Below are 14983 nucleotides of genomic sequence, written 5' to 3'. Positions count from 1 at the left end.
AATAGCTTAACTAGTTATCTACTTAGCTACTTCTACGTTTAATGTTTGCACCCAACGCACTTAGCTTATCTTCAATGCGCTGATAGCCTCTATCAACGTGATAAATACGGTCAACAACCGTTTCACCCTGTGCCACTATACCCGTTAAAATTAAGCTAGCTGAAGCGCGTAAATCGGTTGCCATCACTTGCGCACCCGTTAAGCTTTCAGTCTCACCACAAATTGCGGTATGCCCTTCTAAACGAATATTAGCGCCCATACGCTGCAACTCTGGTACATGCATAAAACGGTTTTCAAAAATCGTTTCTGTGATCGTTGCACTACCATTTGCTACTACATTCAATGCTGTAAACTGAGCTTGCATATCCGTAGGAAAACCTGGGTGTGGAGCTGTTTTAATATTCACGGCTTTAAGTTCTCGGCCGCGCATATCAAGATAAATACTATCGTTATGTACTTCTAGGTGCGCATTCGTAGCACGTAGCTTTTCAATCACAGGCTCAAGAGAATGAAAGTCTGTATTTTTACAAAGTACTTCACCGCCAGCCATTGCTGCTGCGACTAAAAACGTCCCAGTTTCAATTCGGTCAGGTAAAATACTGTGTTCACAGCCAGCTAAACGCTCAACGCCTTCAACTTCAATGCGGCTAGTACCTGCACCTGTGATTTTAGCGCCCATAGCAATTAGGCAGTTAGCTAAATCAATTATTTCAGGCTCGCGTGCCGCATTATCAAGTATGGTTTTACCATCAGCGAGGGCCGCTGCCATTAATAGGTTTTCGGTAGCGCCTACACTTACCATTTCCATAAAAATTTCAGCGCCTTTTAAGCGACCATTAACCTTGGCATTAATATAACCATTTTCAACGTTTATTTGTGCGCCCATGCGCTCCAAACCTTGAATATGGATATCAACAGGGCGAGCACCAATAGCGCACCCACCAGGTAAAGACACTTGAGCCTCACCAAAACGTGCAACTAGAGGGCCTAATGCAAGCACAGAGGCGCGCATTTGCTTTACTAAGTCGTAAGGCGCTAATGTTTTATTAACCGTTGCACCGTCAATTACTAGCGTATCGCCCTGCCAATTAACATCTGCACCTAAAGTTTTTAATAAGGCTTCAGTGGTCACTATGTCGCGAAGACGCGGTACATTAGTAAATATACTTTTACCATCAGCTAATAGTGAAGCAAATAAGATAGGAAGTGCGGCATTTTTAGCGCCCGAAATAGTCACTTCACCAGCAAGTGAAGTGCCACCTTGAATTACAAATTGATCCATTAGGAGGCCCTAGTTATTGCGGTAAAATGAATTTTTGTTCACGCTTCCACTCTACAGGAGTAAATGCACGAATAGATACTGCGTGAATTGTCCCATCTGAAATTGTATTCATTAATGGACCATAAACTAGCTGCTGCTTTTTAACTCGGCTTAAACCGTCAAAGCATTCGCCTACTGCAACAACTTCATAATGACTACCATTGGCTTTTACATGTACTTCAGCTAATTGAAGTTCTTCGCGTAATAATGTTTCGACTTGGCTAGTTTCCATAACTCTCACTCAAATAGGGTTGTAACCTGACCCAATTGCATTAAATTTTGCAATTGCTCAGGTAGGTTTTGCAATTCAAGGCGAATGCCTTGCTGCTTTAATTCTGCAAAAGAGTGAATTAACCAAGCTAAGCCTGCTGTGTCAACCCTTGATACTCCACTTAGGTCGAAATAGATGATTTTATGCTTAGTTAATAACTTATTGTTCAGAAGCTGTTCATCGCCAATTGAATTTCGAGTAAGCTCACCGCTTACTCCAAAATGTTGTCCATCAACTTGGCTTATTGCCAATTTAGTCATTCGAGTTACTGCCTCTAAACTGAACTGGTAGCTGACTCTTTTGCTCTAAAAGGTTACTTACATTATCAATACCTTGCTGACGCAAAATACCTTGCAGCTCGCTTTGCTTTGCATCCAGTAAACTAATACCTTCGGCAATCATATCGTACGCGCGCCATTCACCGTCGCGGTCTTCGCGTACTTTAAAATCGATTCTGATATCAGGTTTACCGTCTTCAATAATTTTAGTCTTAACAACAACGACGTCTTTACCTTTAAACGCTTGCTCTGCACCAAACTCAACTTTCTGGTTTGTGTATTGAGTAAATACACCTGCATAAGTAGCAACTAAGTACTCTCTAAATACACCAATAAAGCGTTGAATTTCTTTAATTGCTTTGGCCTTTTCAGCCTCGTCGGTAATTGCACGAACTTTAGATACTTCACTGCCAAGTACACGAAGTGCTGCATATTTATAGTCGATATAAGGCATTAATTCTTCTTCGACTATTACGCGAAGGTATTCCTGATCTTTAACAATTAATGGCTGATCTTTTTTAATGCGCGCAAATGTATTATCGGCAACTTGGCGTACCATTTTATTAGGATCGACTAATTTCACATCTGCTGCACTTACGCTTTGAGTTAGCGTCATTGTGCCAATTGCTACAATAGCTAAAAACTTTTTCAACATAATAATTACTCACTACCTTGGTTGAATAAAAACTGCCCGATTAATTCTTCAAGTACAATGGCAGACTTAGTATCAGTGATTGAATCGCCATCACCTAGTGCTTTACTTTCCACACCAAATAAATCGTCAATTGCTTCATCTTGCTTGTTTTCTGTCACTGTTTCGCCTAAACAACGTTGCTTAGCAGAATCTGGAGAAATTACAGGGTGAATACCTAAGTACTGCTCACCTAAAATACCCGACGTTAAAATAGAGATTGAGCTTGTGTCTGAAAAACGACATAAGTACTGTGCGTCAATGGTCATATTAACGACTGGTAAAAACTCTTGTGGGTGAACATAAATTGATTCAACACGGCCAATTACAACACCACCTACTTTTACTGGCGCACGCGCTTTTAACGAGCCGATGTTTTCAAACTTGGCATTAAGCGTATATGTTTCGCCAGAGCCACTAATACCTGAATTGGCAACTTTAAGTGCAAGCATCGCAAAAGCTAAAATGCCAAGTGCTACAAAAAAACCAACTAAAATTTCTAATTTCCGTGAATTCATTATCTATACCCTATTAGCTGGTAAACATTACCGCTGTCAAAATAAAGTCAAAACCTAAAACTGCTAATGACGAATGAACAACCGTTTCGGTGGTTGCTTTGCTGATCCCTTCTGAGGTCGGCACACAGTCATATCCTTTATAAAGCGCAATCCAGGTCACCACTATGGCAAATACAAAGCTTTTAATAATACCGTTTAGTACGTCTTGCTGAAACGACACTTGCGATTGCATGATTGACCAAAAACTACCTGTATCAACCCCCAGCCAATCTACCCCCACTAAATGAGCGCCTATAATTGCTACAGCTGAAAATATCAATGCAAGCAATGGCATGCTTATAAAACCCGCCCAAAAGCGCGGTGCAATAATACGTTTTAGCGGATCGATTGCCATCATCTCAAGTGATGAAAGTTGCTCTGTTGCTTTCATTAAGCCAATTTCAGCTGTCAAAGCGCTACCTGCGCGTCCTGCAAATAATAATGCAGTAACAACCGGGCCTAGTTCTCGCAATAAGCTCAGTGCCACTAACGGCCCTAAACTATCCTCAGCGCCATAACCAACCAATACGGTGTAACCTTGTAAAGCCAACACCATACCGATAAACAAACCCGACACCATAATAATGAGTAACGATTGCGAACCAACCATATAAAGCTGGCGAACAAGTAACGGTGTGCCTTTTTTAAAATTAGGAACATGCGCTAATGCACTAAACAGCATATAAGCAGAACGACCAAGGGCCGCAAAGCGTCCTAGCGTTTTATGTCCTAGCTTTTGAAATAAATCCAACATTATGCTTTTTCTCCAAGTAGTTCGTCTGCATAAGCCTGAGCCGGAAAGTGAAATGGTACAGGGCCATCCGACAAGCCTTTTAAAAACTGTTGAACTAAAGGAGATTCATGATTACGCATTTCATCTGGAGTACCAGAACCAATTACCCCTTGATCGGCGATAATTATAACGTGTTCGGCAATACTCATTACCTCTGTTACATCGTGCGTCACGATTAAAGACGATAAACCTAATACTTCGTTGAGCGACTTAATTAGCTTAACCAATACGCCCATCGAAATAGGATCTTGCCCTGCAAATGGTTCATCGTACATGATTAGCTCTGGATCAAGTGCTATAGCGCGTGCAAGTGCAGCACGCCTTGCCATACCGCCGGATAACTCAGATGGCATTAAATCTTTAGCGCCACGTAGTCCAACCGCTTGCAGTTTCATTAACACAACTAATCGAATCAGGTCTTCACTTAGCTTTGTGTGCTCTCTTATAGGAAACGCGATATTGTCAAATACCGACATATCAGTAAACAACGCACCACTTTGAAAAAGCATACTCATTTTAGTACGTGCTTCGTATAACTCTTTACGAGACATTTTAGGAATGCTGCCACCTTCAAATAAAATATCACCTGAATCTGGTTTAAGCTGACCACCAATTAAACGCAACATAGTGGTTTTGCCAATTCCGCTTGGCCCCATAATCGCAGTAATTTTACCTTTAGGAACGCTAAAACTCATATTTTTATATATGGTTCTATTGCCTCTCGAAAAGCTAACATCCTTGACTTCTACTATTGATTGCGACAAGTCGCTCTCCATAAAAATGTTCACTAGTGCCCCTATTTTAAAGCTTTTTTGTCAAAGATGGAAAAAACAATTCGTAAGATTTTGTAATACACCCATGAAAAGGATTATAAGACTCGCTCAAAACAGCTTAACCCCGGCTTAAATTTTTAAATTAGCTGTTTAAAAGCAACATTGTTACCTAGTTGACCTTACTCTTTTATTTATACTTTCATCTTGGCTTTTGTTACTATTCGCGCCATCCGTATTTTGTATAACTGGCTTAACACAATGGTTACCTCGTTTGTTATTTTAATTCTTGGTTTTGCAGCTCTTGTTTGGAGTGCCGATAGGTTTGTTTATGGGGCTGCGGCTCTTGCTAAAAACTTTGGTGTACCTACACTTATTGTTGGTTTGACCGTTGTAGCCATGGGCTCTTCAGCCCCTGAAATGATGGTTTCAGCCTCTGCCGCTTTGGCTAACAAAACCGACACAGCCGTTGGCAATGCTGTTGGCTCTAATATTACAAACATTTTACTTGTGTTAGGTATCACTGCTCTATTTCGCCCTCTTTCAGTTTCATCTAGTACGTTAAAACGTGAAATGCCATTAGTGATGCTCGTATCTTTAGCTACTTGGTATGTGTTCTCAGATAACTACTTTTCATTTAGTGAAGGTGTTGCGCTTTTAGTTGGCTTTATCGTATTCATCGGTGGGTTAATCATTGTATCTATGCGTGCAAAAAACCAAGATGACCCATTTGTCTCAGAAGCCTGCGACGATGTACCAAACGATGTACCTACTAAAAAAGCGGTATTTTGGTTAATTGTCGGCATGGTACTCTTGCCGGTTAGTTCTCATTTTTTAATCGGCTCAGCTGTTGATATTGCTAAATACCTCGGCTTAAGCGACTTAGTCATTGGTTTAACAATTATTGCCATTGGTACTAGCTTGCCTGAACTTGCCGCCTCGGTTGCAGGTGTACTTAAAAATGAAGATGATTTAGCACTAGGTAATATTGTTGGCTCAAACATATTTAATATTTTAGCTGTATTACCTCTAGCAGGTATTATTAATCCTTCAGCAATTGATCCATCGTTAGTAAGCCGAGATATATTAATTATGATTGGTGCAACACTTGCTCTTATTATTATGTCATTGAACTTTAGAGGCACCCAGCGTATCAATAGGGTAGAAGGCGGCTTATTGCTAATAGCGTTTTTGGGTTACCAAGGGTATATTTTTAGTCAAGTAGGGTAAATGATGGCAACGCTAAACTTTATTGAACAAGGCCTTCGCGTTTTAGATGTTGAGCGCCAAGCACTTAGTGATATTGCACAATATGTAGATGAAAATTTTCATAACGCGTGCCAATTAATGTACGACTGTGAAGGCCGTATTATTGTTATTGGCATGGGAAAATCAGGCCATATTGGCAATAAAATAGCGGCAACCCTTGCAAGTACTGGCAGCCCAGCGTTTTTTGTTCACCCTGGTGAAGCAAGTCATGGTGATTTAGGTATGATCACTAAAAATGACGTGGTAATGCTTATTTCTAATTCAGGGGAAACCAGCGAAGTTTTAAATATCATTCCGGTTTTAAAACGACTTGGTGCCAAAATGATAGCGATGACTGGCAATACACAATCAACTATGGCAACCCTTGCTAATGTACATGTGTGCATTAAAGTAGAAAAAGAAGCTTGTTCATTGGGTCTAGCCCCTACATCAAGTACCACTGCAACGCTTGCGATGGGCGATGCCATGGCAGTTGCATTATTAGAAGCTCGCGGCTTTACAGCTGATGACTTCGCGCTATCTCACCCAGGTGGTAGTTTAGGCAAGCGCTTATTACTTACTTTAAAAGATGTTATGCACAGCGGCGCAAATACACCTATTATTGATGTTTCACAAACAGTTAAAGATGCTCTAATAGAAATGTCAGCTAAAGGATTAGGTATGACAGCCATTGTTGATGAAAATCAGCAACTCGTAGGGTTATTTACCGATGGTGACTTACGTCGCATTTTAGAACAAAGAATTGATATTCATACAACACAAATAGATGTTGTTATGACTAAGTTATGCACTACAGCTACGCAAGATATTTTAGCCGCTGAAGCGCTCAATATTATGGAACGTAAACGTATAAATGGCCTAATCGTCGTCAATGAGAAAAACCAACCTATTGGCGCATTAAATATGCAAGACCTATTAAAAGCAGGAGTGTTATAAATGCAATTTGAAGAACTCTATCAACCGCTGAGCGATGATGCAAAAGCACGCGCTAAAAAAGTAAAACTACTTATATGCGATATTGATGGTGTATTTTCTGATGGCCGTATTTACCTTGGCAATCAAGGTGAAGAGCTAAAAGCATTTAATACAAAAGATGGTTTTGGCATTAAAGCACTTATAAACAGTGGCTTTGAAGTAGCTGTTATTACTGGTCGTCATTCACAGATAGTACAACAACGTATGAGCAGCTTAACCGTACAGCATATTTATCAAGGCCAAGAAAATAAGCTCATTGCCTATCAAGAATTAAAAGATAAACTCAACCTTAGCGATGAACAAATTGCTTATATTGGTGATGACGGTCCTGACATGCCTGTTATGGAGTTAGTAGGCTTTGCCGTTGCAGTAAATGATGCCCACCCTCTTATTAAGCGTTTGTCACATTATGTAACGCAAATGCCTGGTGGTTTTGGCGCTGTGAGAGAACTCACCGATTTGCTCATGCTTGAAAATGGTAAAGCATTGACTACACAAGGCACTAGTTCATGAATGCAGCGCGCATAATATTAAGCGTTTTATTCATTAGCTGTATGGTTTGGCTTTGGTACCCTTATTTTACACAAACAAATATTGTGCCTCAGGCTGAGCCTGAAGTTGTTGCTAAGCCTGATTACATAGCTATTGAGCTCAAACAGACAGCCTATGATGAGCAAGGTAAAATTAGCCACAAAGTCACTGCGGCTAAAATGGAGCTATACCAGCAATTAGGTTTCACGTTTTTTGAAAAACCCATTTTTACTTTATATAACGAGCAACAAACGTGGCAAATAAATGCAGACGAAGCAACATTATATGAAGATAAACAATTAATTTTAGAAGGTAATGTGGTTGCCAAAAATTTAACCGATAACGCCATGATAGACAAAATCAATGCTGATAATATTCAGGTTGATATAAAGTTATTAACAATGCGTTCGGAGCAACCCGTCATTATCACTGGACCCAATTTAAAAATCACCGGTAAAGGCCTAGAAGCCGACTTGAAAACCGAAGTGATAAAACTAATTAACCATACGCGAACCATATATTATGACCAATAAAATATTAAAATCATTTATAATTCCTACACTTATACTAGCGTTTAATAGTAGTGCTGCAGAGCAAAACACGCAACCTGCTGCCAATCAAATTTCAATAAGTGCCGACAAGCAAGAAGGTCAATTGAAAGCTAATGTGGGTATTTTTGAGAAAAACGTTGAGATTATTCACGGTAATCGCCGCATTACAGCCGATCGCCTCGAAGTACACAAACGTGATGAACTTGGTGATAATAAACAATTATTAATTGCCACAGGTAGCCCTGCGCACTTTGAAGAAAAGCAATCAGACGGCACGACTATGAGCGCCAGTGCTGACGAAGTACGTTATGATGTATCTAAGCGTTTTTTAACGCTTGTTGGTAATGCACAAGTATCGCAAGCCGGACAAAAAATAAATGCTAAAAGCATTACCTACGACATAGAGCAGCAGCTCATCAGTGCCGAAAAAGATGAAAACTCAACTGACCGCGTTCACACAATTTTAGTACCGATCGAAACTAAAAAAAGTAAAAAAGGCGATAAAGGTCAACCATGAGCACATTAAAAGCAGAACTATTGGCAAAAAGCTATAAAGGTCGTGAAGTTGTAAAAAACGTCGGCCTTGAAGTACAAGCTGGCAGTATAGTTGGCTTACTTGGCCCTAACGGTGCTGGTAAAACAACGACTTTTTATATGATTGTAGGGCTTGTTCCTAGCGACAAAGGTAAAATATCTATTGATGATAACGATATTACTCTTTTACCTATGCATAGTCGTGCTAGATTAGGCATAGGCTACTTACCACAAGAGTCATCGATTTTTAGAAAGCTGACTGTTTATCAAAACTTAATGGCCATTTTAGAAACGCGCAAAGAACTAAATAAACAAGCCAGAGAAGACACGCTCAATAACTTATTAGATGAATTTAGCATACAACACATTCGTGATAGCCAAGGTATGGCATTATCGGGGGGAGAACGTCGTCGTGTAGAAATAGCACGAGCGCTGGCAGCAGATCCTAAATTTATATTACTGGATGAACCGTTTGCCGGTGTTGACCCTATTTCGGTATTAGATATAAAGAAAATAATAGAACATCTTAAAAATCGTGGGATTGGTGTATTAATTACCGACCATAACGTAAGAGAGACCCTTGATGTTTGTGAAAAAGCCTACATTGTTTCTCATGGGGAGCTGATTGCATCAGGTACTCCAGAACACGTATTAAATGATAAAACAGTACGCGATGTTTACTTAGGCGAGCAATTTAGGCTGTAACATTTACGCCATGTCTTTAAGCATCTGCTAGTATTAATTATAACAACATAAAAGGATTGTTAGAGATACATGAGGCAATCACTACAGCTGCGCATGGGCCAGCAACTTACAATGACTCCACAGTTGCAACAAGCTATTCGTTTGTTGCAACTCAGTACATTGGATCTCCAGCAAGAAATACAAGAAGCTCTCGACAGTAATCCACTATTAGAGGTTGAAGAGGCAGACTATTCCGAAGACGCTGCTGGTAAAAACGAGCAAAAAGCTGATACCGATGACATAACTGTTAGCGCATCTGCTGATGATGCTCCGAGCGAATACGAACAAGATACTGGTGAAGCACTTGCAAAAGACACGCTAAGTGACGACATGGCTATGGATGTCAGTTGGGATGAGTACATGAGTGCCGCTCCTGCAGCCTCATCAGGTCCAATGCCTGAAGACGAATCAATATACCAAGGCGCCTCTACTGAAACGCTGCATGAGTATTTAATGTGGCAATTACAACTAACGCCATTTAGCCCTACCGATGAAGCCATCGCTATTGCGATTGTAGAGGCCGTCGATGATTCAGGTATTTTAACACTAAGCTGCGAAGAGATTTTAGAAAGCTTTAATCAAGAAAACGAAGATGATAACGAAGTTGAACTTGATGAAATTGAAGCGGTATTAAAACGCATCCAACTGTTTGATCCTGTTGGTATTGCTGCACGTAGTTTACAAGAGTGTTTGTGTATTCAGCTTAATCAATTTGATAAAGAAACACCTTACATTAATGAAACGAAAATGATTTTAACCGAGCATATTGATCTATTAGCAGCTCGCGACTATCGTACATTAATGAAAAAAACAAAGCTTAAAGAAGAAGAGCTTAAAGAAGTAATGACACTAATACATACTCTCAACCCAAAACCTGCAGATACTATTGTAAGGGAAGAATCTGAGTATGTTATTCCTGATGTGTCAGTTAAAAAAATTAAAGGCCGCTGGGTTGTCGAATTAAACCCAGATAGCATGCCTAAAATTCGTGTTAATAGCCAATACGCAGCAATGTCTCGCACTGTAAAATCAAGTGGCGACAGCCAGTTTATTCGCTCACATTTACAAGAAGCTAAATGGTTTATTAAAAGCTTAGAAAGTAGAAACGACACGCTATTAAAAGTTACTAATTGTATTGTTAAGCAACAACAAGGCTTTTTTGAACATGGCCCTGAAGCCATGAAACCAATGGTTTTAAATGATGTTGCTGAAATGGTAGAAATGCACGAATCGACAATTTCTCGCGTAACTACTCAAAAGTACATGCATACACCCCGTGGTATATTTGAGCTTAAATATTTTTTCTCAAGCCATGTAAGTACTGAAAACGGTGGTGAATGTTCATCTACAGCAATACGTGCGCTTATCCGAAAATTAATCGCAGCAGAAAACTCAGCAAAACCATTGAGTGATAGCAAAATAGCGGATATATTGGCTGAGCAAGGAATTAAAGTAGCGAGACGTACAATCGCAAAATACCGCGAATCTCTTGCTATTCCACCGTCAAATCAGCGTAAAAGTCTGATTTAAGACGCTAAACTAAGAGGGTAATGCTTATGCAACTAAACTTAACTGGTCGTCACGTAGAATTAACCGATTCACTAAGAGACTATATTAATACTAAATTTGCGAAGCTTGAAAGACACTCTGATCATATTAATAATGTTCATGTCATTCTCGATGTAGAAAAATTAAATCAAAAAGCAGAAGCCACAATACACGTAAGCGGTGCTGAGCTATTTGCCTCTACAGAACATCAAGATATGTATGCCGCTATTGACTCGTTGATCGACAAGCTCGATCGCCAAGTAATCAAACACAAAGAGAAGCTTGCTCGACACTAATATGATGAAATTAAGTTCACTTATATGCCAGGACTGCAGCAAAGCTGCGGTCCTTTTTAATAGCAAAAAAAGAATTTTAGAGTTCATTAGCGAACTTGCTCACGACAAACTTCCGTATTTACCGCAACAAGATATTCTTAATGCTTTAATGAGCAGAGAGAAATTAGGTAGTACAGGTATAGGACGTGGCATTGCTATTCCTCATGGAAGAATGAGCGGTGCAGAAGAGCCTTTGGCTTTAGTGCTCGTTAGCGAAACTCCAATAAACTTTGATGCAATCGATAATCGCCCTGTTGATATTTTCGTCGCACTCATCGTACCAGATGGCGATAACCAGCAGCACTTAAAGACTCTAGCAACCATTGCTGATAAACTAAACAACAAAGATTTTTGTAAACAGTTACGCAGTGCAAAATCTGATACTGAGCTTTACCAAGTTATTGTCGATCAATCATAGTTTTATAAAGGGTGTTAAATGGAGTTAATTATCATAAGCGGCCGTTCCGGTTCTGGAAAGTCGGTTGCTTTGCGCGTTGTAGAAGATTTAGGTTATTATTGCGTAGATAATATTCCAGTAAACCTACTACCTTCATTAGTTCGCAGTGTGTCTGATAGCTACGATAAAATTGCTGTTAGCATAGATGTGCGCAACATACCTAAAGAACAAGATGAATTTAACGATATTCTTGAATACTTACCAGGCTTTGCAAACCCTACGTTATTTTATTTAGATAGTGACGATCAGACATTGATCAAACGCTTTTCTGAAACACGCAGATTACACCCACTATCAATAGACTCGTTGCCCCTTGATTTAGCCATCAAAAAAGAAAAAGAATTACTTGATGTATTAACCACTCGCGCCGACTTTATGATAGATACGACTGATTTAAGTGTTCATCAACTCGCTGAATCTATTCGTGAAAAGATTTTAGGTAAAAAAGATAAGCAACTGATTGTCACATTTGAATCATTTGGTTTTAAACACGGTATACCAAAAGAAGCAGACTACGTATTTGATGCACGCTTTTTACCAAATCCACACTGGGAACCAGAGTTGAAGCCTTTAAATGGGTTAGATCAACCGGTTAAAGACTATTTAGCTAATCACAGCATAGTGCAAAAATTCACATGGCAAATTCAAACATTTGTACAAACGTGGTTACCGCATTTAGAACGAAATAACCGCAGTTATTTAACCATTGCTATTGGGTGTACAGGTGGGCAACATCGCTCTGTGTATTTAGCGCAAACTATCGGTGAAAGTTTTGCAATGACACATCCCAATGTAAAAATTCGCCATCGCGAACAAGAAAAATAATATAGCTGAATAATCACCTGTTCAGCTTAGGTAGAGTAAGTTATGCATTGTGAAGATACCTTTTTAATAAAAAACAAATTAGGCTTACACGCCAGAGCAGCTACTGTGCTTGCGCAATTAGCAGTACAATTTGATGCTACAATCACATTATTCCAAGATGACAAAGAAGCAGCAGGCGATAGCGTACTTGCATTAATGTTACTTGAAAGTAGCCAAGGAAAAGAAGTTAAAGTTGTTTGTAAAGGCCCTGATTCTGAGCAAGCTTTACACGCTGTTGGAGAATTAATAGCACAACGCTTTAATGAACAAGAATAATCTGTTTTATAAAAACAATATTCGCATTACTAGTGCTTCAATTAAAACAGATATATAAAATAAATAGGTTAGTAACGCCAGTTAACTCACCTCCCCCCATAAAGTAATATAACAATTTATAAAGGACGCCAATGCCAGAAGCTTTTGAACAAGATTATCCACTACAGCAACTAAAGCAGGTGACGAAGTCACTCAATAGTGGTCAATTTGTTCAAGTTAGACGCATGCTCGCAAAAACGGCTCCTTGTGATACCGCATTATTATTAGAATCATCACCGCATAAAATTCGCCGACTGCTTTGGCAATTGGTCGATCCTGATGTGCAGGGTGATGTTCTTGAAGAATTATCTGAAGATGTTCGTTTAGGCATTATTGCCCAAATGGAACCTAAGCACATTGCCGCCGCAACTGAAGACATGGGCCACGATGACTTAGGTGAAGTATTACGTAGCCTGCCAGATACCGTCTATAAAGACGTTGTTAGCGCGATGGACATTCAAGACCGTGAACGTGCCACGCAAGCACTGTCATATCAAGAGCGTTCAGCAGGTGCGCTAATGAACACCGATACGGTGACCATTCGCCCTGATGTAACACTCGATGTTGTACTTCGTTATATTAGACTGCGTGGTGAGTTACCAGAGGGTACAGATGATTTATATGTTGTTGATAAACATAACTGCTTTATAGGCGCTTTATCGCTGAGTACATTATTAACTAATCCGCCAGAAAAAATTGTCCGCGATTTAATGGATGAAGATTGTGAGTCTATCCCAATCTCAATGGATGAAAGTGAAGTAGCGCAATTATTTGAGCGTCATAATTGGATATCGGCCCCAGTGGTGGACGATAACGACCAACTCCTCGGTCGTGTTACTATCGATGACATCGTTGATGTAATCCGAGAAGATGCCGAGCATAGCTTATTAAGCCTAGCCGGTCTTGATGATGAAGAGGATACATTCGCGCCAGTACTAAAAAGCTCTAAAAAACGCTCAGTTTGGCTAGGAGTTAACTTACTAACCGCACTTGCAGCTGCTTTTGTAGCTAGCTTTTTTGAAGGCACTTTAGATGTGCTCCCTATTTTGGCTGTGCTTAACGGTATTGTCCCTTCTATGGGTGGTGTTGCTGGTAGCCAATCATTAACGCTTGTTATCCGTGGTATTGCAGTAGGTCATATAAACCAAACAAACCAACGTTTCTTGATGATGAAAGAACTGGCCATTGGCGCGCTAAACGGTATTTTGTGGTCACTATTAATTGCGGGTGTTATTGCGCTATGGCAGTGGGACTTTATGCTTGGTGGCGTACTCGCCTTCGCTATGTTTATGAACTTAGTGGTGGCAGGTGTTGCTGGTGCAAGTATTCCAATAATTCTTAAAAGAATGAATATAGACCCTGCTCTTGCAGGGAGTGTGGTGCTAACCACGGTGACTGATATTGTTGGTATATTCGCCTTTTTAGGTACTGCTACATGGTTGCTGATATAAATTAAACGCTTTAAATGTAAAAAACTACAGCAAAAATACTTAGGGTAAATCAGTAGCTATGGCAACGGATACCAAACATAAAAATGACATACCTAAAAAAACGCTAAAACAAAAAAGCGTATCCATATTAAAAAGTCTACTGGTATATGGCTCTATATTTTTCGTCATTTATACCGCCGTCAATTGGTGGCGGCAACCTGTCATGCCAGCAAATCCTCAATTACAATTAATCGACTATAAAGGGCAAAACATTAATTTAGCAGCAATGAGCCAAGATAAACCCACGCTTGTGTATTTTTGGGGAACTTGGTGTCCTATTTGTAGTATTACCTCCCCTGCCATAAACGAACTCGCAAACGAGAATAAATACCCTGTTGTGAGCATCGCGCTAAAATCAGGCTCTGATCAAGAGCTGCATGATTATTTAAATGAGCAAGGCTACAGCTTCAGTACTGTTAACGATCAACACGGGGAGATATTTTCCGATTGGCAGGGACAAGTCACGCCATCTTATATAATCTTAAAAGATAATAAAATGACGCAAGGACTCACCGGCATTCAGCCGTTATGGTCACTTAAATTGCGTTTGTGGTTATCATCAATGCTTTAAAAAAAAGCTAAACTTAGCACAGGATATCTAAAGAGAGGGGGGCTCTAAAACCTCACTCTTTATCACCTACAATAATATAGATAATAAAGAGCAAAGCTGACTTAATTTACGTATACAA

At 39.8% G+C, this 14983-nt stretch carries 20 protein-coding genes; 13 read left to right on the top strand and 7 right to left on the bottom strand.

Features of this window, described 5'->3' with window-relative positions; genetic code table 11:
* Nucleotides 1-22: 22 nt before the first annotated feature.
* From murA to AC5NT5_RS02835, 7 genes are read right to left on the bottom strand one after another with little or no spacing between them, the layout of a single operon-like run.
* Nucleotides 23-1282, bottom strand: coding sequence for a UDP-N-acetylglucosamine 1-carboxyvinyltransferase (murA, locus tag AC5NT5_RS02865; protein ID WP_002957954.1), 1260 nt, complete (start codon nt 1280-1282; stop codon nt 23-25).
* A gap of 13 nt (nt 1283-1295) precedes the next feature.
* Nucleotides 1296-1553: a BolA family protein gene (locus AC5NT5_RS02860; RefSeq protein WP_002957953.1), complete on the bottom strand. Its 258-nt coding sequence runs from the start codon at nt 1551-1553 to the stop codon at nt 1296-1298.
* A gap of 5 nt (nt 1554-1558) precedes the next feature.
* Nucleotides 1559-1852 carry an STAS domain-containing protein gene (locus tag AC5NT5_RS02855; protein ID WP_002957952.1) on the bottom strand — a complete coding sequence of 98 codons (294 nt, stop codon included), beginning with the start codon at nt 1850-1852 and terminating at the stop codon, nt 1559-1561.
* Nucleotides 1845-2525, bottom strand: a complete 681-nt coding sequence (locus AC5NT5_RS02850; protein WP_039485391.1) for an MlaC/ttg2D family ABC transporter substrate-binding protein — start codon at nt 2523-2525, stop codon at nt 1845-1847. The genes AC5NT5_RS02855 and AC5NT5_RS02850 overlap by 8 nt, the downstream gene beginning before the upstream one ends.
* 5 nt (nt 2526-2530) lie before the next feature.
* Nucleotides 2531-3079 carry an outer membrane lipid asymmetry maintenance protein MlaD gene (gene mlaD / locus AC5NT5_RS02845; protein WP_002957950.1) on the bottom strand — a complete coding sequence of 183 codons (549 nt, stop codon included), beginning with the start codon at nt 3077-3079 and terminating at the stop codon, nt 2531-2533.
* A gap of 13 nt (nt 3080-3092) precedes the next feature.
* Nucleotides 3093-3872, bottom strand: coding sequence for a lipid asymmetry maintenance ABC transporter permease subunit MlaE (gene mlaE / locus AC5NT5_RS02840; RefSeq protein ID WP_335676691.1), 780 nt, complete (start codon nt 3870-3872; stop codon nt 3093-3095).
* Nucleotides 3872-4687, bottom strand: coding sequence for an ATP-binding cassette domain-containing protein (locus tag AC5NT5_RS02835; RefSeq protein WP_080945050.1), 816 nt, complete (start codon nt 4685-4687; stop codon nt 3872-3874). The genes mlaE and AC5NT5_RS02835 overlap by 1 nt, the downstream gene beginning before the upstream one ends.
* Nucleotides 4688-4942: 255 nt before the next feature.
* On the opposite strand from AC5NT5_RS02835, the gene AC5NT5_RS02830 reads away from it, so the two are divergent.
* The 13 genes from AC5NT5_RS02830 to AC5NT5_RS02770 all read left to right on the top strand — a co-directional run bounded on the left by AC5NT5_RS02830 (nt 4943) and on the right by AC5NT5_RS02770 (nt 14865).
* On the top strand, nt 4943-5911 hold the full coding sequence (locus tag AC5NT5_RS02830) for a calcium/sodium antiporter (protein ID WP_335676692.1): 969 nt from the start codon (nt 4943-4945) through the stop codon (nt 5909-5911).
* 3 nt (nt 5912-5914) lie between these two features.
* The gene (locus AC5NT5_RS02825) at nt 5915-6886 is read left to right on the top strand and encodes a KpsF/GutQ family sugar-phosphate isomerase (protein WP_494513496.1); all 972 of its coding nucleotides are present in this window, start codon (nt 5915-5917) and stop codon (nt 6884-6886) included.
* Nucleotides 6887-7438: a 3-deoxy-manno-octulosonate-8-phosphatase KdsC gene (gene kdsC, locus AC5NT5_RS02820; RefSeq protein WP_007580311.1), complete on the top strand. Its 552-nt coding sequence runs from the start codon at nt 6887-6889 to the stop codon at nt 7436-7438.
* Nucleotides 7435-7989: an LPS export ABC transporter periplasmic protein LptC gene (lptC, locus tag AC5NT5_RS02815; RefSeq protein ID WP_002957944.1), complete on the top strand. Its 555-nt coding sequence runs from the start codon at nt 7435-7437 to the stop codon at nt 7987-7989. The genes kdsC and lptC overlap by 4 nt, the downstream gene beginning before the upstream one ends.
* Entirely contained in the window at nt 7979-8524 is a 546-nt protein-coding gene (gene lptA, locus AC5NT5_RS02810) for a lipopolysaccharide transport periplasmic protein LptA (protein ID WP_335676693.1), read from the top strand. The genes lptC and lptA overlap by 11 nt, the downstream gene beginning before the upstream one ends.
* A complete protein-coding gene (lptB, locus tag AC5NT5_RS02805; RefSeq protein WP_002957942.1) occupies nt 8521-9246 on the top strand; it encodes an LPS export ABC transporter ATP-binding protein in 726 nt (241 codons plus the stop codon). Before lptA ends, lptB begins: the two co-directional genes overlap by 4 nt.
* Before the next feature lie 69 nt (nt 9247-9315).
* Nucleotides 9316-10815: an RNA polymerase factor sigma-54 gene (locus AC5NT5_RS02800; protein ID WP_002957941.1), complete on the top strand. Its 1500-nt coding sequence runs from the start codon at nt 9316-9318 to the stop codon at nt 10813-10815.
* Nucleotides 10816-10841: 26 nt separating this feature from the next.
* Nucleotides 10842-11129, top strand: coding sequence for a ribosome hibernation promoting factor (gene hpf / locus AC5NT5_RS02795; RefSeq protein WP_007580301.1), 288 nt, complete (start codon nt 10842-10844; stop codon nt 11127-11129).
* A gap of 4 nt (nt 11130-11133) precedes the next feature.
* The gene (gene ptsN / locus AC5NT5_RS02790) at nt 11134-11586 is read left to right on the top strand and encodes a PTS IIA-like nitrogen regulatory protein PtsN (RefSeq protein ID WP_024595797.1); all 453 of its coding nucleotides are present in this window, start codon (nt 11134-11136) and stop codon (nt 11584-11586) included.
* Between the two features lie 18 nt (nt 11587-11604).
* On the top strand, nt 11605-12450 hold the full coding sequence (gene rapZ / locus AC5NT5_RS02785; protein ID WP_002957938.1) for an RNase adapter RapZ: 846 nt from the start codon (nt 11605-11607) through the stop codon (nt 12448-12450).
* Between the two features lie 42 nt (nt 12451-12492).
* Nucleotides 12493-12765: an HPr family phosphocarrier protein gene (locus AC5NT5_RS02780; protein WP_002957937.1), complete on the top strand. Its 273-nt coding sequence runs from the start codon at nt 12493-12495 to the stop codon at nt 12763-12765.
* Nucleotides 12766-12896: 131 nt separating this feature from the next.
* Nucleotides 12897-14255 (top strand): magnesium transporter, encoded by a 1359-nt coding sequence (gene mgtE, locus AC5NT5_RS02775; RefSeq protein WP_002957935.1) that lies wholly within the window; start codon nt 12897-12899, stop codon nt 14253-14255.
* A 202-nt stretch (nt 14256-14457) separates the two neighbouring features.
* On the top strand, nt 14458-14865 hold the full coding sequence (locus AC5NT5_RS02770; protein ID WP_494513336.1) for a protein disulfide oxidoreductase: 408 nt from the start codon (nt 14458-14460) through the stop codon (nt 14863-14865).
* Nucleotides 14866-14983 lie beyond the last annotated feature (118 nt).

It is taken from the genome of Pseudoalteromonas sp. J2K-J599 (genome assembly GCF_059295115.2).
The sequence above is the reverse complement of the archived record's forward strand: the minus strand, read 5'-3'. Positions and strand labels throughout refer to the sequence as shown.